The 21,536-nt window shown below is 38.4% G+C and carries 13 protein-coding genes and 2 tRNA genes; 8 read left to right on the top strand and 7 right to left on the bottom strand.

All coding sequences use genetic code 11. The features are described from left to right. Positions 1–2: 2 nt before the first annotated feature. A complete protein-coding gene (locus tag DABAL43B_RS10115; RefSeq protein WP_079692255.1) occupies positions 3–1,178 on the bottom strand; it encodes an Arm DNA-binding domain-containing protein in 1,176 nt (391 codons plus the stop codon). 2 nt (positions 1,179–1,180) lie between these two features. Next, positions 1,181–1,396, bottom strand: a complete 216-nt coding sequence (locus DABAL43B_RS10110) for a hypothetical protein (RefSeq protein ID WP_079692254.1) — start codon at positions 1,394–1,396, stop codon at positions 1,181–1,183. Between the two features lie 124 nt (positions 1,397–1,520). Between DABAL43B_RS10110 and DABAL43B_RS10105 the strand changes: the two genes are divergently transcribed. The 4 genes from DABAL43B_RS10105 (at position 1,521) to DABAL43B_RS10085 (ending at position 7,885) form a co-directional block, all read left to right on the top strand. Further along, positions 1,521–1,742, top strand: coding sequence for a helix-turn-helix transcriptional regulator (locus DABAL43B_RS10105; protein WP_319823000.1), 222 nt, complete (start codon positions 1,521–1,523; stop codon positions 1,740–1,742). A gap of 227 nt (positions 1,743–1,969) precedes the next feature. Continuing rightward, the gene (locus DABAL43B_RS10100) at positions 1,970–2,248 is read left to right on the top strand and encodes a hypothetical protein (RefSeq protein WP_079692252.1); all 279 of its coding nucleotides are present in this window, start codon (positions 1,970–1,972) and stop codon (positions 2,246–2,248) included. 490 nt (positions 2,249–2,738) lie between these two features. Next, the gene (locus DABAL43B_RS10090; protein ID WP_079692250.1) at positions 2,739–7,421 is read left to right on the top strand and encodes a hypothetical protein; all 4,683 of its coding nucleotides are present in this window, start codon (positions 2,739–2,741) and stop codon (positions 7,419–7,421) included. Between the two features lie 74 nt (positions 7,422–7,495). Continuing rightward, a complete protein-coding gene (locus DABAL43B_RS10085) occupies positions 7,496–7,885 on the top strand; it encodes a hypothetical protein (protein WP_079692249.1) in 390 nt (129 codons plus the stop codon). 85 nt (positions 7,886–7,970) lie between these two features. Here the strand turns inward: DABAL43B_RS10085 and DABAL43B_RS10080 are convergent, their stop codons facing one another. From DABAL43B_RS10080 to DABAL43B_RS10070, 3 genes are all read right to left on the bottom strand, one after another. Beyond that, the gene (locus DABAL43B_RS10080; protein ID WP_264753817.1) at positions 7,971–9,497 is read right to left on the bottom strand and encodes a class I SAM-dependent DNA methyltransferase; all 1,527 of its coding nucleotides are present in this window, start codon (positions 9,495–9,497) and stop codon (positions 7,971–7,973) included. Positions 9,498–9,558: 61 nt separating this feature from the next. Next, positions 9,559–11,166 (bottom strand): restriction endonuclease subunit S, encoded by a 1,608-nt coding sequence (locus DABAL43B_RS10075; protein WP_079692248.1) that lies wholly within the window; start codon positions 11,164–11,166, stop codon positions 9,559–9,561. Further along, complete coding sequence (locus DABAL43B_RS10070; RefSeq protein ID WP_171996345.1) at positions 11,163–13,997, bottom strand: DEAD/DEAH box helicase family protein; 2,835 nt, start codon at positions 13,995–13,997, stop codon at positions 11,163–11,165. Before DABAL43B_RS10070 ends, DABAL43B_RS10075 begins: the two co-directional genes overlap by 4 nt. Before the next feature lie 212 nt (positions 13,998–14,209). Between DABAL43B_RS10070 and DABAL43B_RS10065 the strand changes: the two genes are divergently transcribed. Further along, entirely contained in the window at positions 14,210–16,120 is a 1,911-nt protein-coding gene (locus DABAL43B_RS10065; RefSeq protein WP_079692246.1) for an AAA family ATPase, read from the top strand. After that, a complete protein-coding gene (locus tag DABAL43B_RS10060) occupies positions 16,113–17,420 on the top strand; it encodes a 5-methylcytosine restriction system specificity protein McrC (RefSeq protein WP_079692245.1) in 1,308 nt (435 codons plus the stop codon). The genes DABAL43B_RS10065 and DABAL43B_RS10060 overlap by 8 nt, the downstream gene beginning before the upstream one ends. A 299-nt stretch (positions 17,421–17,719) precedes the next feature. Here DABAL43B_RS10060 and DABAL43B_RS10055 read toward each other — a convergent pair. Next, positions 17,720–17,796 (bottom strand) — tRNA-Asp (locus DABAL43B_RS10055). Between the two features lie 55 nt (positions 17,797–17,851). Next, positions 17,852–17,927, bottom strand: a tRNA-Val gene (locus DABAL43B_RS10050). Positions 17,928–18,225: 298 nt separating this feature from the next. On the opposite strand from DABAL43B_RS10050, the gene DABAL43B_RS10045 reads away from it, so the two are divergent. Both DABAL43B_RS10045 and DABAL43B_RS10040 read left to right on the top strand, forming a co-directional pair. Then, the gene (locus DABAL43B_RS10045; protein WP_079692244.1) at positions 18,226–19,866 is read left to right on the top strand and encodes a cardiolipin synthase; all 1,641 of its coding nucleotides are present in this window, start codon (positions 18,226–18,228) and stop codon (positions 19,864–19,866) included. A gap of 116 nt (positions 19,867–19,982) precedes the next feature. Then, positions 19,983–21,524, top strand: a complete 1,542-nt coding sequence (locus DABAL43B_RS10040) for a tetratricopeptide repeat protein (protein ID WP_079692243.1) — start codon at positions 19,983–19,985, stop codon at positions 21,522–21,524. The last annotated feature ends 12 nt before the right edge of the window (positions 21,525–21,536 follow it).

Below are 21,536 nucleotides of genomic sequence, written 5' to 3'. Positions count from 1 at the left end.
TTTCATATGTTTTGCAATATTCCTCGTGCTATCAGTAGCTTATCTAAAGCACTTCCGTCTTGACGAGTAAGGTTTGGCACATAGCGAGAATACACTGTGAATAGCATTTTTGTGTTGCTATGACCCATTTGTGCAGCAATCCACTCAGGAGATTCTCCGGCAGCAAGCCAAAGCGTCGCGGCCGTATGTCTACTTTGGTAAGGATTTCGCTTATCAAGCTCTAAATATCGTAGTAACGGATACCAAATTCGCTTTGTCACATTACGATGATTTAAAGGGGTACCCGCTTTTGTACAGAACACGAACTCACTTTGATGTTTAGTTAGTTTCTGCTGACCAATTAACGCATCATAAACCAGTTGGTTCATCTGAATAATACGATTCGAACCTGAGGTTTTAGTTTCGCCTATGACACCATTAACGACTGCCTGATCAATAATGATTTGTCGGCGCTCAAAATCTATATTTCTCCAAGGCAAGCCATCAATCTCACCTGTACGCATACCTGTAAAAAAACGTACGATATAGTAAGGCTTATAATCTGCTCTCACGTTATTGATAATCAGCATGACCTCTTCTAGAGTAAAAGGACTGACATTACTTTTAGGCTCACTGAGTGGTTTTATATTCTTCCAAGGGCTGTCAAAATCAAAACGCTCAGAGGCTTCGATCAGCACCATACGTAATGGCGTCATAATATGATTAATGCGAGACGCTGATAAAGTTCGTCCGTTATTACCATCTTTGACTAACTTGCCTCGAAAATTCATGATTTTGGCTTTGCTAATGGTATTTAGCGGTAAATTGCTAAAATGAGGAATTAGGTAAATTCTAAATATATCTTCCACATTACTTATTTGAGAGTCCCGCCATTCCGGCTTTTTCTCCTCTAACCAAACTTTGCTAAAACTATCAAAGCCTGAGCTTGAGTCCTTATGACTATTCGTTGACCTCATAAGCTCTAAGCTTTGAAACTGCTCAAGCTTTTTACTTTGCGGAAAATAGTTTTCATATCGAAAACTACCTAATTGAATGTCTGCCTCCATTTTGCTAACGAAATTTTCTAGACGCTTTCGATTAGGCTTAGTGTCTGACAGTAAGGTTTGCTCTCTACAACGTTGATTTATGTATCGGAAATCTACATAAAGGTTGCCATTACGGCTATTGATACTCGCCATGATTACACTCCCGCTGCAAATGGAATGGTATCGTCGTAGCCTGTCAGCATCAGCTCTTCAATCTTTTGCCATATGAAAAGGATCTTTCTACCTCCAAAGGGTTTGATGTAATGAACGCCCTCAATGAATACCGCATCTTTAAGCTGGTTGCGTATGGTCTTGCTGTCATATTTAATACGTTGTGACAGCTCTTCAGTTGTTAAATAGGTATAACTCATAGTAAAATCCTTACTAAAGATTAAAGTGTTATTATCTGATAGCTTTATGACCTGCTATAGAACATAATTTACACTAAAAATAATCTTTTGCAAGACATTTTTATCTACAGTAGGTTATTTTAATATGGAGGAGGTTATGGTGAAGTGCAATTTATCTAGAATTATGGGTGAGAAAAGACTAAAGATTGCTGATGTATCTAGAGATACTGATGTGAACAGAGGCACAATCACACGCATGTATAACGAAGAAGCCACTAGAGTGGATCTAGAAGTTGTCGAGAAGCTATGTTTATATTTGGATATTGAAGTGGGCGACCTTTATGAGATAGTTAAGGAAGAAAAATAAACGTTCCTCCTTTTAGAATCCAAGATAACGCTGCGCTTATCAGTTATTACAACAAATAATACGCAGCAAACTATAGTTTCTCAAATAGGTTAAATGTTCTATTTAGTAACAAAAAGATCTATAGAAGGTTATTTTCAGTTGCAATAGCTCAAAATGTATGTATAATTTAATCTGTAGAAAGTCATTACGACTAACAGGGGTAAATATTAATCTACAGGAGATTATACATGAACACATTTATTAAACCGCCGCATGCTTCAATTTGGCTGAGTGCTGAAGCGATATCGCTATCTACCAAGCTTATGGTAAACCTGCAAATACAACAGGGTTCACATTTAGCAAAGATGCTAGGCGTTAACCCCATCTTCTATAATGATGAAGCGGTTAGAATATGGGTGCAACGTGAGCTAAATGAAGGATTAGCGCTGAATCGTTATACCTTAACGAATCTTGAGACCAAATTTTTGGACATTATGAATCATTACGAGATTCCTTATTCGTTGTGATTAACGTTAATTATTTGGTTTGGAGATAAACATGAGCTTAAAACTTATTTTTAGCGCTAATGCAGATCAGTCCGACATACAACTATGCGAAGATTATTGGGCATACGGGCATGATGGACGTTATGTAGAACATATAGAGATACTCTGCAGACAATACCATATCGATTATCATATTTTGTTCGGCGTATTAGCGGAGTGCCAGGCTTACTTAGATGATGTGCACTGTGAGTACTGTGGACGGCCGTATCAACTTGATGTACCAGCAGATATACCTTATATCAGAAAACAATCATATTGGTTCTGCGAATCATGTATAAGTTTTTCTGGCGGGCAGCTTACAGTTGGTAGGTAATAATTTAAAGAGTACTTAATAACCAGATTGCTAATGCTCTCTGGTTTTTTTGATTGAAGGTTTCTACATTTATCTTCTTTAAACATCCTTTCATGCTACTATTTTCAACATACTGGTATTAATGAAGGTAATTCAGCTATGGCATTAGAAGGTGGTGGGTTCGCAGATAAGTTTGGCAATAGCTATGAGTCAAACTGGGTTGCTGAGCAATTATTAAGGCTAGCTGAAGAAGAAATAGCTTCTGTTACCATTGAGCCATTGGGTAAAGATGAAATAGGCGTAGATTTGATTATCCGAGCAATAGATGGTCACAGAGAGTTTCATCAATGTAAATCTAGCAATAGTGATGCAGATGTATGGACATTATCAAGACTTGATCAAGCTGGCGTGCTAAAAAAAGCGTTTTATCAAATTAAAAGAGATAAATGTACTTTTAAGATCGTCTCTCCATTGTCTTTCACACAATTGTCTCATCTAAGTTTGAGTGCTAAAAATACGACTGATGATCCTCAAGATTTTATCAAAGAGCAGGTAAACCAAAGTGAAAGACGTCGTAAACTTTTTAGAGAGTTATGTGATAGATTAGATTTAGACATTGATAAAAAACCTGATATTCTTAAAGCTATTAATTTTTTAAAATACTTCGAAGTTGTTGCTTTTCATAATAACTCTGAATCACAGAACAAACTCGTTAAAATAGCTAAACGGTTATTTCTTGATAAACCAAACAATGTTCTTGATTTCATAGAAAACTATCCCATAAGCTCTAATAGACTCCGTTTGCCAATCACTACATCCCAACTACTGAATGACATGCAGATGCGGGGATTTAATCTAAGAGTTTATGAAAATGATGAAAGGGTGTTTTCCGAGATAAAAAGGATTAATTGTGACTTTCAATCCACTATAAAACCCTTCCTCATTGAGGATAGCTTAATTAAACGTTCGGAACTCGAAGAATGCCTTGAATTCATGAATAGCTATCCTATCACCTTACTCAAAGCAGAAGCAGGTATGGGTAAAAGTGCTTTTCTACTACAGCTTTGTAATTACCTTAATGAGCAAGAATACATATCTTTGCCTATACGACTAGATAGAAATCGCCCTGAAAAAAACGCCGACACATTTGGGCGTGATTTAGGATTAACTCATTCACCTGTATTCTGCTTAAATACTTTTGCGGGTGATACAAAAGCAGTCATTATCTTAGATCAGTTGGATGCAATACGTTGGACAGCGAATCACTCTAGTAATGCGTTGCAAGTATGTCAGGAGATTGCCAGACAAGTTATTCAATTAAGAGAAAGTAATCATGATATCTGTTTGGTACTTGCCTGTAGAGATTTTGACTTAAAAGAAGATCCACAGTTGCAACATTGGATATTAGATCTCAATGATAAGGTTGCTCATATAGAATTATCAGAGTTACCTGCTGAGCAAGTTAAAGAAATTTTAGACCCTTACGAGAACTATGACTCTTTATCACCTATTAAACAGTCTATTCTGAGAATTCCGATATGGTTAAGTTTATATTTACGAATTATTAAAGATAATCATAACAATCCTGACTTCACCAGTAAGATAGACCTTACTCGCTTGTACTGGGAAGATAGAATAAAACAGCTGAGTAAAATATTAACTGATACGAGTTTGGCTAACTCAATTGTTGATAATTTTGTAGAAAAAGCAAGCCAAAATATGCAGTTTTCTATACCTATAAGTTTGCTTAGCAATCCTAACCCTAATGCATTAGAGGCACTAATCTCTGTAGGTATACTGCATAAGCATGAGAATCAAATCAGCTTCCAGCATCAAGCACTATTCGATTATCACTTAGGAAAACGTCTCTTTGATACCGCTCAACGGTCAAGTGATGCGCTGCTTGAAGAGATTGGTTCAAAGTCTGAACAAACACTCACCCGTAGAGAGCACATTAAGTATGCTCTGAAGCTATTGGCCCAATCTAAACAATCAGTGTTTTGTAAAAATGCTTTAGCTTTGCTCAATAGTACTGATATTCGTTTTCATATTAAGTACTTAGCTATCAATGTGATTGGTGAAGTTACAACTATTAAAGCGCCATTACGCCACCTAATAATAAGTCTAATAGACAATGAAGAATTAAGTCAGCCTTTTATTGACCATGCTTGTTTTGGACACCCGCAAATAGTCGAGGTACTTTCAGAACAAAATGTGATTTCTAGATGGCTAAATGGATCTGACTCGCAAATGGATCTAGCTATTCGATTATTAATTTCTATAGCTGACAAAGCACCTGGCATTGTTATAAAGGAAATTGAGCCATTTATTGGTTTATCTGAGCAATGGAATAATAGATGCTACTCTGCTTTGAATTGGAATATCCAAGACGACTCAGAAGCGATGTTTATAGTACGTAAAAGGCTCTTACAACTAGGTTGTTCAGTTAATTATATCAATTGGAATGAGTTATCAAAAAATCATCCAAGGAAGGCAATTGAATTGATACAGTTAATCATAGAAAGTTATAAAGAAGAATTAACAGACTCTAGTTTTGAGATTAAAGAATCTGAAGAGTTAGATAACTATCTACATCGAAAGGTATGGAGAGAAGGTCAGATCGAAGACTTAGAAAGTATTTCAGAAGCTTTGCCTTACGATGTTCTTGAAAAGTTAATGCCTCAGGTTTTTAAAATAATTAGTAGCTCGATTGATGAAAACTCTTATACAAGGATATGGCTTTACAGAGACAGACTTCTATTTAATGAACATAGAGATTTTTTAATAAGAGGTGTATTAGGTATCCTTTTCGAAGCAGGTAAACAATATACAGATAAACCAAATGAGCTATTCAATTTACTGACATTATATTTAACGAATAAGCATCCAGTTGTAGAGCACATTATTGCAAATCTTCTGCTTAACTTAACTATTAAGTATTCTGATCAAGTTATTAAATGGCTACTCGATAATCCTACTACTAGGTTAGCTTGTGGGAATGATTATGAAGAGCCAAAATGGGTGCTGTCTGGGAAATTGATTGAAAAGTTTTCGCCTCATTGTGAGAAAGAAACGTTCAACCATCTTGAACTTGCAATATTTGATGTTGGTCTTAACAAGAATATTGATAGTATAAAATATGCTTTAGAAATAAGAAGAAAATTTGGAAACTTTTGGACAAGTTATTGGGGAGAAGCCCAATACTTCTTACTCAATAAACTTGATAATCATCGTATTAGCAAACGATCCATAGACTTATATAATGTTCTACAAAGACGATTTGAAGGTTATAGTGATACTTACTTTTATTCTCATGACCCAACTTTTGGTGGTGTTCTCACATCGCCTTTAATAAAAGTAAACAAACTATCTGATAAAGCTTGGAAAAAAATCATACTGAATGATGAGAAACGCTTCGATACATGGAAAATGAAAGCTGTAAGTACTGATGTGATTGCAGAGTCTAGCATACGAATGTTTGCACAAAGCTTGAGTACAGCAGTAAAAAACGAACCTGCGAGATTTGCAAAACTGGCATTAACACTGCCAAAGAATATTAATAAAGAGTTTATTGAAAATATTTGCTATGGATTAGCAGATAACAATTCATCTAATTTAGCTAAAGATTTCAAGGAAAACTGGCAACCTTGCCCGTTAGACCTTCGTTATAAAGTTATTAGGCATTTTGAAGGTTTTAATGAGAGCCAAGCACTGACAAGATTATTAGCAGATACTCCAAAGATTATAGACTATCCTGATATGCTTAATAAGCTTATTGGAATCGCTCTTCACTCATCCAATCCTAACAATAACAAGCTCAATGTATATGACCCTAAAGAGGGAGATCATGCTGAATACACCACTGCTGAGAGTCTAATGCAAAATTCTATAAACTGTTATAGAGGGATTGCATACGGTGGTATTGCCAAAATATTTTGGGATAATGAAGAGTATGCACGGGATAATTTGAGTTTGATTGACTCTGCTATAAATGATCCTCATCCGGCTGTAAAAATAGTAGCAGTCAGATTATTGACTCCTTTCTTAAATTACGACATAAATTATGCATTGCAAAGGTTTCTAGATTTATGTAAATCTGACTTAAGAATGAGCTGTGCTTATGAATCTTATCATTTTTTTAATTCAGCTTTTACAGATGACTTTAGAGAGCAGTATGTGGCATTAGTTAAACTCATGCTTATTTCTGAATATGAAGAGGTTCGTAAGCAGGCTGGCATACAAGTTTTTGCACGCTACCTTTTTAATGGTTTATTTGAGAATGAGGTATCATCTGTTTTAACAGCTGATGAGTCAGTTAAGCTAGGTATTGCCGAAGTTCTAGTTCAATTTCTAACGGTGGACGATTACGCAGAGCAAGAGCACAAATTAGTGAATGTATACAGATCCTTAATTAATGATAGCTCGCAGAAAGTAAGAGATAACTTGCTACATTCTGTTCGAGAGAAGAACTTTTGGAATAAAGGAGTTACCGAGGAACTATTAGATATTTACATGAACTCCCAAACAGCACATAGAAAGATATATCACTTGTTTTATGCTTTAGAGAATCATGTTTTAAACCTAGAAGGCTATAAAAGTATGTTATTACAGTTATTCTCTGAAATAGCTACATCTACTTTATCCGCTGAAGCTAAACAGAGTGTTCATAGTGAAATGGATAGACTAACTAAGATACTGCAAAGAATATATGATGAAGCGGTTGATGATGAGGATGAAGGTATTTTGAATGTATGCTTAGATATTTGGGATGATTTATTAAAGTCGGATGGCTATGCAGTTAGACAGGCTTCTAAGCACCTTGAAAACGGGTTGCTTAGCTAGCGTTTAGCGACTTCTATTGTGCTATATTTACTAAGCAATAATTGCGTAACATTAATCCTAATATTGGAGCGACTATGAAATCGCCTTTTTTACTATCTATAGCTGTTTTAACACTTTCATCTCTTATCTCTACTGTTGCTGTAGCAGCGCCTAGTTTTCCTAAAGGTATAACTATACTTGATGACAAACATGAAGGCGTTTATTCAACGCTTTGGACGGCTTATCCAATGACTGTTGAGAGTTATATTGGCGCTAAACAAAATATACCATCAACTATGTTAGTAGCATTAACAGCTAACGGTAAAATGAGCGGATTCAGAGGAATTATTAACGTGAATTGTGACAATCCTCGATATTCGAGAATAGAGGGTGACAAAGACTCTAAAAGTTTAGACAAAGCAGTAGCTGATTACATAATACCTCAACAGGTAGTAAATAATCTCGCGCGAAAATTCTGTATGTAAGCCAAATATATTCAAGCGAATAAAAAAGACGTCTATAAAATATATAGGCGTCTTTTTTACATCTACGTTAGACAATCAAAAACAACTAACCCTCAAGCTCATCCAAAACTGCACGGAAGCTTGCCAGCCCAGCTTCAATATTATCGATAATATCGCTAGCTAGATCTTCAGGGTCAGGTAGGTTATCTAGGTCTGTTAATGAGTCGTCTTTTAACCATGAAATATCTAGGCTAGTTTTATCACGCTTTTTAATGTCCTCGATACTGTATTTGCGCCAGCGTCCGGTAGGGTTGGTTTCAGGATCATAGGTTTCGATACGCTCATGGATATTGTCAGCGTTATAACAAGTGATGAAGTCTTGTAGATGCTCAAGCGTCATCGGTTTGCGTTTAAGGGTGTGATGAACGTTGGTACGGTAATCGTATATCCATACGTCTTTAGTGACGGCATCTTCTTGAGCAGGATGGTTGTCAAAGAATAAGACGTTTGCTTTAACGCCATTGGCATAAAAGATGCCTGTTGGGAGACGCAAAATCGTATGCAGGTTGGTTACTTCTAGTAGCTTTTTACGGACAGTCTCGCCAGCACCACCTTCGAACAAGACGTTATCAGGTAAAACGACACCTGCTTTGCCATTGATCTTGAGCATAGTGTAAATATGTTGTAGGAAATTAACCTGTTTATTAGAGGTCGTCGCCCAGAAATCTTGACGGTTATAAACAAAATCTTCTTTTTCTTGTTCGCCTTCGTCGTTCGTGACGGTTATGCTACTTTTTTTGCCGAAAGGCGGGTTAGCAAGTACCATATCGACACTTTTACCTGCTGATCCAATCAAAGCATCATCTGAGCTGATAGGGCTATCACCATCAATCTCACCAATACCATGCAAGAATAGATTCATCAAGCACAGTCTGCGAGTATTAGCGACGATTTCATTACCCGAAAATGTATTGTGCTTTAGGCTTTCCTTTTCTTCTTTATCAAGCTTATGATGCTGCTCTATATAATCATAAGCTGCAAGCAAGAAGCCACCTGTGCCCGCTGCTGGATCAGCGATAGTAATATCAGGACTGGGTTGCATACAAGCAACGATGGCTTGAATAAGCGATCTTGGGGTAAAGTATTGACCTGCGCCAGATTTGGTATCCTCAGCATTTTTCTCCAAGATACCTTCGTAGATATCGCCTTTGACATCAGTGCCCAGTCGTACCCATTTGGTGCTGTCTATCATGTCAATGAGACGACCAAGCTTAGCAGGATCTTGAATCTTATTTAGTGCCTTAGTAAAGATTTGACCAAGCAAGCCTTTTTGTTTACCAAGCTCTCTTAGTAACTGGATATAGTGGATTTCGAGCGCTGCACCTGACTTGCTCATCAAGCTATCCCATTCAAAGCCTTCTGGTACGCCAATATCTCGGTTATAAGGCGGAAAGCTGTATTCGTGTGCCATTTTTAAAAAGATAAGATAAGTAATTTGTTCTAGATAATCGCCATAGCTGACGCCATCATCACGTAGGGTATTACAAAAGCTCCAAACCTTGGAGACGATAGAGCTGGCTTGGCTCATTTGCTGACTGCTTGATAAAATATTTGGAGTTGCTGTGTCACTCATGGTTTTCTCTCGTATGGATGATATCTGGTATTGATAAACTGAATGGCTTTTGCATTAGCAATTAAAGCGACAAAGTTATCTGCTCATCTTTTTTAGATTTATTTGGCGTTTTAGCAGACTTGGTTTTCGCTTTGCTTTTTGACGCAGTTTTATCTTGTTTCGACTGCTTTTCAGCCAGTGCTTTGGCTTCGCGCTCGGCTTTGATCTGCGCTAATAGTTCGCTGGCTGGCGGATTGTTAGGGTCTTGTGGTACGAGCTTACCTTGAAAGGCTTTATGAAGGATTGAGGTTTTTAGTAGAGTAGCTTTCTTTAAATATTTATCTAAAGTTTGTTTTGAGGATTCAATAGCGTTATTCTGTCTTTCTAAAATTTGAGCAATTTCTGTTTGCTCTTCAAATGAACAGATAGGTATGGTCATGTTTTGAATAACAGTTTTGTTAAGTGCCTTTTGATTATTTCCAGAGCCAATCCTTCTTGTCATTTCATAGCTATATAATAAGTAAAAATATAAATATTCTGAACTTAGTAAATCGTTATTAACCCTTAAAGCAGCTGTATTTTGATTATGACACGCCTCAATTTTTAAAATACTTGCTTGCCCTCTTGTTTTTCCTTCACCAATCATAGCTAGCATAACAGTTCCAATAGGATGAACACTTGTAGATGTTTTGGCTAACCCTAACTGCGTAATCTTCTCTTTAGTAGAGCGAATATTTGAGAATGTCACTTCACCACTACTAATCCAGTTAATATCGCCATTCCAATATTCTGAAATACTTCTACTAGGAGTTGAACCTATGAAAACATCGTAAAGTTCAGAAAAGTTTACTTTTTTATAAAAATAATCTATTAGATAGTTATTTACTGAGGAGTTTTTTTCTGGCTTTATAAATGCACTCGGCTTTCTTGGTTTCGCGCCTTCCTTATCTTGCTCTTCCCAAGCTTCAACCGCTTGCTCCCAATCCGTAATTTTCTGGTCATAGTAGTCCTGACGTGCAGTTTGAATTTGTTCTAGTAACTCATCAGCGCTAGGTAATGATTTGCCATGCTTCTCAGCATAATCTTCACGCCATCTAGCCGTCAGCTTGCCTTCAAAAGCATGCTTAAGTAACGACTGACGATATTGCGTAAGTTGCCGTTTGGCTAAAGTAAGATTAGCGATACCCGCATCGACCTCTGAAAATAGCGCTTCAATTTTATCGACAATACGGTTTTGTTCATTTACTGGAGGAATAGGAAAGTCATAACTCCATAATAAAAAAGAGTCAACATGCGGAATACCAACACCTTTTGCTCTAGTATTGATTTCTAAATATTTAGATTGTAGATAATAATAACCATAAAGATTGTTGATCATTGGAAGGTTAATACGTACTAGAGTACTACCTAAAGCACCTTTTAGACCTTTACCAACTAGTCCTGAACGTGAGCCATCCCATACCATTAAAAAATCACTATCATCACAAATAATGCACTTTTCACCGTCAGTGAAGCTTTTGAATATACCTTTTTCAAATGCTTCAATATCTATATAAGGGAGATGAAATTCCTCATTTTGCAAAGGCTGCTGATTTTTTGGTTTTTTACCTTTCTCACTATCAGCAAAGTCACCGAGTTTTACGATCTCCCAAGATGTGGGGTAATTCTTTTTACTTTCTTCATTTATCATGCAATTAACTCAATATTTATTTCGTTTAGTAATTCGTCAAAGTCCAAACCTTCACTCAGCACCTCATAAGCTTCGCCTAGACCGCCATATTGATTAAACGGTGTTAGCTCAAAGTCATCTGAAGCTATCGCAAACGAGGTCGTCACATGGTCACGAATCAATCGTAACCACTCCATCTGGGTCACTGTAAAGGGGCTTTTACTTCTTGCGTTGTGGGCAAACACCCAATCTTGAAAGTTTTTACGTACCGTATTGTCAAAAGGCGTTAGCTTATCATCAATACCGACCACACGGCGCACCAAACTAACCAGAGCCGTTAACTCGTCTTCCACCTTTTGCGACGTAACACCATCGATGATGGAGTACGCTTCCCAAACACTGAATATGGCTAAGGGCGGCTTGCTTGCTTTAATCGCTTCATATAGCTCTTTTATCATCGCAAAACTGAGTGCCTGACGATGATGCGGCTGATTATACAAGATTTGTAGCGCCGTAATATTGTCTTTATTGGCTTCTATATAATCAGTAAATCGGTTGACAAGACTCTCGGCTTTTTCAACTTGATCGGTTTCCCAACCTATATTAGTTACCTCATCGATGTTCAGGTGATCAATTTTCTGCTCACTTTCTCGTCTGATCTCTTCAAGCTCTGTGATTAACTCACCATTGAGCCATCTGCTGGCTTCTTTCACGCGTTTATGCTGCGCTTTCTTCATAGATTTATCACTAGGCGTCGCGTCTAAACTGATACCCTCAAGCTGGCAGGCTGATTCATGCACGAGATCGATATCGATAGCAGTAAATAGGCGTTTAACCAATTCACTTAATGGCACACCGCCAGTGACTTTTTCTACCGTAGCGTGTTGCTCAGGCTCCAAAGCAATATCAAGACGTTTTAAGCGACTGGCAAATGAGCTGACCGTATCAGTGTCAGATTGACCCATCATGATACCCGTAGCGAGGTCACGAAAGCTTGCGGATTTCTTGGTATCTAACTGACTACTACTGGTTTTTAGCGACTTAGTGACACCGATAGCATCGACGATGACGTAATGCGTCTTGGCACTCCTAGCGCTAGGAGTGACCTTTTGTAGGCCTTCTTTATCGAGAGTACGTGTGCCACGGCCTTTCATTTGCTCAAAGAAATTGCGGCTTTTGACATCACGCATAAAGAGCAGACATTCAAGCGGTTTTACATCTGTACCTGTGGCTATCATGGTAACCGTAACCGCAATACGAGGATTATAGCTATTACGGAAGTTCGCCAGTACGGTTTTGGCCGCTTCACCTTCTTCAGTGATTTCGCCCTCATCATCGACTCTATCTTGGCCCGCTTTATAAGTTATTTTTTTGCAAAACTCGTTTCCTTTAGCGAATTCCTCTCGGACAATATTGATGATATCGTCAGCGTGGCTGTCACTTTTGGCAAAGATTAAAGTTTTAGGTACTTCGTTACGCGCAGGGAAAATACTGGGCAAGCTATCTTTAAAGCTTCTGATTACCGTACGAATTTGACTTGGATTGACAATGTTTTTGTCTAATTGCTTGGCAGTGTATTCTTCTTCCTGATCTTGCATCTCCCAGCGTTTTTTACGAGTGACTTTTTCTCTGTGTTCTATCAGCTCTTCAGCCGTTAGTTTTGCGCCTTCCTTAGTGATTTTGGTCTCTATTAAATAGACCTCATTGCCTACATTGACCCCATCAGCGACTGCTTCTTCGTGGGTATACTCACTGACGACGTTTTGATTAAAAAACCCAAAGGTACGGCTATCAGGAGTCGCTGTCAGACCGATCAAAAACGAATCGTAATAATCAAGCACTTGACGCCATAAGTTATAGATAGAGCGATGACACTCGTCAATAAATATAAAGTCAAAAAACTCAGGAGGAATGGCGCTGTTGTAAACCACGGGCAATGGCTCTTTGATATGTTTCTCATACTCCTCTAGACCTTCTTGCTCCAATGCTTGGTCTAGCGGCTCACCTTTGAGGATAGAGTACATACGCTGAATAGTGCAGATATAGACTTGGACACCTGACGGGACGTGTGGCGAGGTAATAATTTGCGCGTTATAAAGTTCGGTAAACTTGCGATTGTCATCATGTGGCGAGAATACAATCATCTCCTGTTCGGCTTGCTCGCCTAGGTTGATGGTATCTACCAAAAATAAAATACGTCGCTTGCCAGTATATTTAAGCAACCGGTACATAATACTGATAGCCGTATACGTTTTACCTGCGCCTGTCGCCATCTGAATCAATGCGCGCGGACGAGCCTCAGCGAATGACTTTTCTATATTGACAATAGCACGCTCTTGACAGTCTCGCAGATCAAGCTCTGAAGCTGGCAGATTATTTGGATTTAACGGAGGGATTACTTGCAGTTGCTTACGTAAAGTGTTCTTGCCCTCGGCAAACCATTTTTCTAGCGTCTCTGGACGATGAAAGTTGAAGACTTCTCGTGAGCGAGGATTAGGGTCATTTTGATTGGTAAAGCGAGTAATAACACCAGTAGACTCATACAGAAAAGCAATATCTGCTTCATCAATATGCTTAAAGTCGCTAGTGGCATAGCGCGCGCTTTGTTCTTCAACCGTCGTTATCTTCTGCCCATAGTCTTCAGCTTTTGCCTCAATGATACCGACAGCTTCTCTATCTATGAATAGCACATAATCAGCAGGGCCCGTGCTAGTTGGATACTCCCTAACCGCAACCCCTAGACCGGCATTAGGATTATAGTCCTTGAGTTTCTGTACCAACCAACCAGCTTGTTTAAGTTGGCGATCAATATTGTCTCGGGCGATGTCTTCTGGACGCTGATTTGTTGTCATATTCACGTTCAATCTTAATGTTGAATTTAAATAGACTAATATAGCTGAAAATTGTTGATAAAGCTAAGACCAACAACTGTTGGAATAAGTATTATTCAATGCTAAGGGTTAGTGATACTATGCCAAACATTGCTTTGTAAACAAATATTGTAGCCATTAAACCCGTGAATAGGAAAAAACGTTTAACTATTCGATAAGAGTAAGGTAATAGAATGAATTTTTGGCATATGCAATTGCATGAAGATAATATAAATTGGAAACGTGAAAAAGAGGTTCTCGAGCAAGTAGGTTACATTGGTATGGGTGACTGGAAAGAAAAAAGAAAAGCTCAACAACTTAGCTTTCAAAATGATATGGATATTGGAGACATTGTAGCTATTAAAAGAGGGGAAACTTTAATAGCTTTAGTGAAAGTAATAGGAGAATATGAATACAAGAGTGAAACCAATAGAAATTTCGATTGGTTTGAGCGAAGGCGTCAAGTTGAAATATTAGATTGGTATCGTACAGCATATGATCTAAAAATTGTAGGTAGGAAGACCTTAACTAGATGTGACATGACCAATAGCAATGCAGAAACCAACATCAATATTAAAAAATGGTATGAGAAAGTTATGAGTAACACTGAAATTAATGAAGTATCTGCACTCCTAAAATACAAGCATCAAGTAATTTTACAAGGCCCGCCAGGCACAGGTAAAACTCGACTAGCTAAATTGGTTGCTAAGAATTTGACGCAACCTGAACTTAAGGGTACACCTGAATCCATAATTGATGATTTAGTGAAAAACTTCGATACAGAGTCTGATGAAGTAAAATCAGCTAGATCAAAAAACGATAAATTATTATCTAAATTTTATGAATCTTTTCCTAAGGAGTGCTTAAGCGGACTTTCTTTGTCAGAATATGCAATTGGGCATGGGGATAACGACTCGCTCTGCTGGTGGCTAGAGGTAGGGTTAGAAAGATTGGGTACATTCTCACCAGGATTTTCAAACAACTACCCTATATATTGGAGTAAGAAGAACGATAGATACATGCTCAATAAAAAGGTTGCTAATTCAACTGATGATGAGTCTGCAATGAAACAGATTGCTAATGAGCTATCAAAGCTAATTCAAAAAACTGACCTTGATGATTCCATTAAATTTTTTGGTCCATGTTTCACGTTAAAAGTGTTACATAGCTACTATCCAGATGAATATTTTCCTGTAAACAGTGAGAAAATATTGAATAATGCTCTAAAGCTATTTGGTAGTTACGACAAGAAACTAGGAGTAATTGCAAAAAACACTAAGCTAAATGATATTTACCTTAGTAAAAACAATCAATTAGATACTGACCTTACGAATATTGAGTTTATTAGCATTCTTTGGAATAACTTTAATTTAGAGGATGGAGAGGATTTATCTGAGTTTGATGAAGTGATGACACATGGTGAGTATAAAATAATTCAGTTTCATCCTGCTTATACTTATGAAGACTTTGTTAGAGGTATTGCTGCCAAGACTAATGATGCTGGAAATATCAGCTATGAAGTTGAGAATAAGATTCTCGCTGAGTTTGCAAAAAAAGCTATTGATAACCCTAATGGTAAGTACATTCTTATAATCGACGAGATTAATCGCGCTAATCTACCATCTGTCCTAGGTGAGCTTATTTATGCGCTTGAATATCGTGGTGAGAGCGTTGAATCTATGTATGAGTATGAAAATACACTAGATATTAAACTGCCTAAAAACTTATATGTCATAGGCACAATGAATACAGCCGATCGTTCGGTAGGTCATATTGACTATGCTATACGTAGACGTTTTGCATTTTATGACGTATTGCCATCAAAAAAAGTAATCACATTTCAAAAAGCTACAAAGCTATTCGAATCTATTGAGAAATTATTCAAAGGTAATAATGCTCAAATTTCTTCTGACTTTGATGCTGATGACGTTCAGTTGGGTCATAGCTACTTCTTACCATCTAAAAAGGATATATCTGAAGAGGATTTCTATAAAGAGCTCTCTATAAAACTGAAATATGAGATTAAGCCCATTCTATATGAGTATATAAAAGATGGTGTTTTATTAGATAGCGCTAGAGAGGTAGTAGAAAACCTTCATGTCTAAGCTAATAAGATCAAACCACTTAGAAACTGTATGCGAACACAAGCAGATAGACTTTGCTTGTGAAAGTGTAGAGGTTTCAGATATATTTTTTCAAGACAATGAGAAAAATGAGCGCTGCATTCAGGTTATTTATGGTAAAGACAGTCTTGCGCTTAAAATGTCATACTTTATCGGTGCAGACTGGCTTGTAAAGAATCAACAAGCCATTTATGTTGCACCAAAAATTAATAAAGGGACTCAAGAAGTTGACTATCTAGGTATGCTTCAATCATGTCTTACGCATGGTGACATTGCTAAGAATACCAAAGACCTATACTACATTAAGCTAAACGAGCCTTTTATCGAAATTGATCAGCAGATGGATTTATTAACACCACTACTGATCATACAGTTTCTTCAAATTCTAAAAAGTCTGGTAAAGAAAGGCTTGAAACAATCGTATTATAAAGTCGAGCGTAATCTTAATAGCAGAGTTAAAGGTAAAGTCTTAATTGCTCAAAACATTAAAAAGAATGTAGTTCGAAATAAAGTTACGAACACCTTTTGTAGTTATGAAGAATTTGGCTTTGACGGCATTGAGAATAGAGTTTTAAAGCATACGCTAAGCTTTGTTAGACGTTATTTATCTCAATACCCAGAATACCATGGATCAATGAGGTGCTTAATCGACCATTGCACACCTGCTTTCGAGAGAGTTAGTGATGAAGTCAATTTACATGAGATTAAAGCAGTCAAGCGTAATTCTTTTTATAAAGAGTATCAGGAAACATTAAAGCTCTCTAAGATCATTCTTAAACGCTTTGGTTATCATATCAGTGAAATCGAGCATAATAACATTGAAAAGATATCAGTACCGCCGTTCTGGATTGATATGTCAAAGCTCTTTGAATTATATATATTGGGACTTCTTAAAGATAAGTATGGCGATAAGATACTTTTTCAAGCAAAAGGTAGCTACGGGAATCCCGACTATTTACTTATTGATGATGTGCAACCACTTATCATAGATGCGAAATACAGACCTACTTATCAACAAGATAAGAATTTAAGCTATATTATTGATGATATTAGACAGATAAGTGGTTATGCAAGAGATGTGGGTATACTAGATAAGCTAGGCTACCATACGGTAGAGGAACAGTCATCAAAGGTTGTTAGTTGCGTTGTTATCTACACTGATCAAGATGAGGGCTATAAGCTGCCAAACAGTTTAACCGCTAGCAAATCGATTGAAGGCTTTACTAAATTCTATAAGGTACCGATTGCAGTTCCAGTTCTTAAAAAACAAAATAGCTTTTAATCGTTGTTAAACGGGATCGTATTTAGTCCTGACTTTTAATAACTTTGGTCACAAAATGGTCACTGTTTGGTCACCGAGCAGGTGGTCACTGATTTACAAAAGTCAGAGTGCATGCAGGCAGACTTATAGAGAATACATTATTGAAGAGTAGACTGCTTCTTAGTGGTTGATAAAGACAGGATAACCAACCCTTACGGATAAAGGCTTTGAGAAGAATTTCAGACACAAAAAAACCTCAAGTAAACGAATACTTGAGGCGAAACTTGCTTAAACTCGAGAGTTTAAATTCGTTTTAAATATGGCGCAGCGGACGGGACTCGAACCCGCGACCCCCGGCGTGACAGGCCGGTATTCTAACCAACTGAACTACCGCTGCTTAGGTCGTTTTTAGCGTCTTGCCCTTATAAATAGAGCCCACTTCGCTAAAATAGTGGTGGGTGATGACGGATTCGAACCGCCGACATTCTGCGTGTAAGGCAGACGCTCTACCAACTGAGCTAATCACCCTTGAGATAAAATCTCTTAGAAGTTTTGCTATCTAAAGATGTCACACTCTAGAATCATAAAATTTCTAACAACTCAAAGCTCATTAAAGCCCCTTGCTGTGGGTGTGTATTATATAGATTTACACATGGCTGTCAAATACTATTTCACATTTTTTATAAAATGATAGCGAAAAGAGTTTTGGAGAGTATAGCTAGATGATGTGACAGCCCATATAGCAACTACATAGTTACCTATTGCGTGGCGGATAAAAGCCTCTATACTTGATTGGTTATATTTGATTGTATTGTACTATTAAAGATTGGAGGCGAATATAGAAGCTTTAGCTACTACTGAGCAGCAGATTGCGGCATGGTCATGGACTGATTTTGCTGGACTGGGTCTGATATTCCATATTATTCTCATGATAGTGATGACTTTGCGTATTGTCTCGGTGCAGCGAAACATTGGTGTGACCATTGCGTGGATAGCCATTTTGTTTACGCTGCCTTTGTTTGGGTTGATTGCTTATGTGTTGGTAGGTGAGCCTATGATTGGTCGCCGTTATCGCAATCGCATGGATCAGGCACGGCTGCTTATGAATGAGATGGCACAGCGTGAGCGTTTGGTTTTTGATAAAGGTCAAGAGGTACTAGCTGAGCATTACCGTGGTGTCAGTCAAATTGGGACGCGCTGGACAGGGTTCGGTGTGTTTTCAGACCATGACATGCAACTACTGACGCATCCTAATATTATTTTTAAACGTTTGATTGATGATATTGATGCTGCTCAACGCACTATTTTGATGGAGTTTTATATTATTTACCCTAAGGGGCAAGTGATAGATGTGATAGAAGCGTTGATGGCAGCTGCTCAGCGCGGTGTGGAGTGCCACATTCTGATCGATAGTGTGGGTAGTTTTAGCTTTTTTAATAGTGCTGAACATAAGAAGTTAGAGCGCTCTGGGGTTTTTGTACACCAATCGCTGCCGGTGGGGCTTTTTAAGACGTTATTTAAGCGTTCAGATTTGCGTAATCATCGCAAAATCGTGGTTATTGATGAGTACATTGGTTATATCGGTAGCTTTAACTTGGTTGATCCTAAGTTTTTTAAGCAAGATAAAGCGGTCGGGGAATGGATTGATGTGGCCATACGCAGTGTCAGTGACAATGAGATCAGTATTGCCACTGCGATGGCAAAGGTAGTGGTCACCGATATTGGCGCTGAAAATAGCGATAACTTAGATGCGTTGCATCAACGAGTGAATAGCTATACGCGTAAATTGTATGTGCGCCATCCGACTATCAATGATATCAATAGCCGGATAAAAGTATTGGATGATGATGTAGAACCTTTGGAACAGCCTAGCACTGGGGCAGTGTCAACGGTGATTCCACAGATGCCCGTGGTAAAAGGTGTGGTCGCACAGCTGATTCCTTCAGCACCGCAAGTGACGGCACATGTCATTTATAATACTTTAGTAACTATTTTGCATCGGGCGAATCAGCGCATTCGTATCACGACGCCATACTTTGTACCTGATGAAGCTCTATCAGGGGCGTTGGTAACGGCAGCTAAGCGCGGAGTTGAAGTCACGCTAATCATTCCTGAAAAGGTCGATTCGTTCCTAGTTCAGCACGCCTCGCAAGCTTATTATCAAGAATTGTTGGAGGCTGGTGTGACCATTGCCTTGTTTAAAGGCGGTCTGTTACATGCCAAAACCGTGGTCATTGACGATGATTATTGTTTATTTGGTACTGTTAATATTGATATGCGCAGCTTTTATTTAAATATGGAGGTCAGCTTGGCTATCTATACCCCAGAAATGGTCGCACAAGTGGCTGACTGTCAAGAGTCATATCTACAGAACTGTCGTTTTTTAAGCTTAGATGAGTGGCAACAGCGACATGGGGCTGAGCGGTTGTTTGATAATGTGGTACGCTTATTTAGTCCGTTATTGTAGGGGTTCGGATTGTAGCAATTTGGATTTTAGGTTAAGGTAACGACGTATTTTTTATTATCGTGTTTGCTTGCTCACTTCTATTATTACTGTATATTTTTAAAGGATAGGCTTTTATTATGTCTGCATCGCCCTTAACGCCACTTGACTATATTGCAGCAGGCTATTGGCAAGATTTTTTAGCTGAACGTCCTATCGCTGGTGGTATTGCCTATGAAGCAGAGTTGCGCCACTGCACATTAGATGAATCGCTGGCAAGTTTGCAACGAGTAGATACTTTACTGTCGCAGATACGCCGCGACATGATTAAGGCTGGCATGTGGGATGAGGCGACGTTATTAACGGACGAGCGCTACCGTAATTTTATGGTGTTTTTGGCGTTTTATGCAGGGCGAGTATTGGCACAGCAATGGCAGCATACGCCGCAGTGGCTTGGTCAGTTTGAGCTACGTAAACGTTATCCGCAACTACCGCTGATAACCGATGATTTTTATCAGCATATGGCAGTGTTTTATGGCTCTGATAATACTGTCTATGAAAACGATCAAAATAGTAATGATAATGTAAAAGCCCCTCTATTTTTTGCATTAGAGCCGATAGGAATGCGTCTATTTGGCCATATCGACCGGCAGTTTAAATCGGTACAAGGTGAGCAAGTTGCCAGTGGTTTATACCAAGCGGTCAGTGCAAGGCTGCCAAGTTCTATCAATGATGAAGCCTCATTAGTAACGACGAAAATATCAACGACTCAAAATATTCATCCAAGTGCTGATTCAGCTAGGTCTATTAATACAAGCCAAATTGCTGATAGTATCGACCCGTTATTAAATAAGTCTACGGAAGACGAATCGACAGCCGCTGTGGTTTTGAATGATGAAACCTCTCAACGTGCCATTTTAAATAAGCCGGTTGAAACGGATCTATCTCCTACTGAGATTCAAACAAAACCGATACTCTCTGAATCTGCGGTTTCTAAAACAGAGTCGCCAGTCGCATTAACGATAGCATTGGCAAAACCCAACCCAGTTACAGCTTTCAAAACCCCAGCAAAAATATCACCTACACCAGAGATTTTTAGCCAACTGCTCACAGAACTAGATGAGATAGAGGTACTGCAAGCGGCTGGCAAGAGTGAATATCAGCAAGCACGTAATATCCTAGATCAATTTGAACAACATATCGCTAAGCAACAGAAACCACGCGCACAAATCATATTTTCAGAGTCTCATTTACATTCAAAACAACAAGCGCTACTGATATTACAGGACGCTGCGAATGCTGGTAACACTGATGCTATGCTGCGTTTAGCGATGTATGAGTTACTTGCTGAAGGCCTAAAAGCGGATAAAGCTGCTAGCACAGAGTCTGGGGTTGAATGGGTTAAGCAAGCAGCCAGCAAGAACGACAGTCGCGCCCAGCGCCTATTGAGTAAGATGTATTACCAAGGAGTAGGTCTGCCGCAAGACATAAATATTGGCAAATATTGGCTCGCGCAAGCCGCAGAAAACGGTCATGCAGAAGCCGCCAGTTTGGCAAATCAGTGGCAGCAAGCACAAGCGTTAATGGCGACGCAAAAGCAAGAGCAGCATAGCCTTAAACGCTATCAGATATTGTTTGCAGTGATTATCGTTGTCGCATTACTCATCATCATTCTTGTTTAAAAAACCGCTGTC

It is taken from the genome of Psychrobacter sp. DAB_AL43B, from assembly GCF_900168255.1.
Lineage (GTDB): Bacteria > Pseudomonadota > Gammaproteobacteria > Pseudomonadales > Moraxellaceae > Psychrobacter.
The sequence above is the reverse complement of the archived record's forward strand: the minus strand, read 5'-3'. Positions and strand labels throughout refer to the sequence as shown.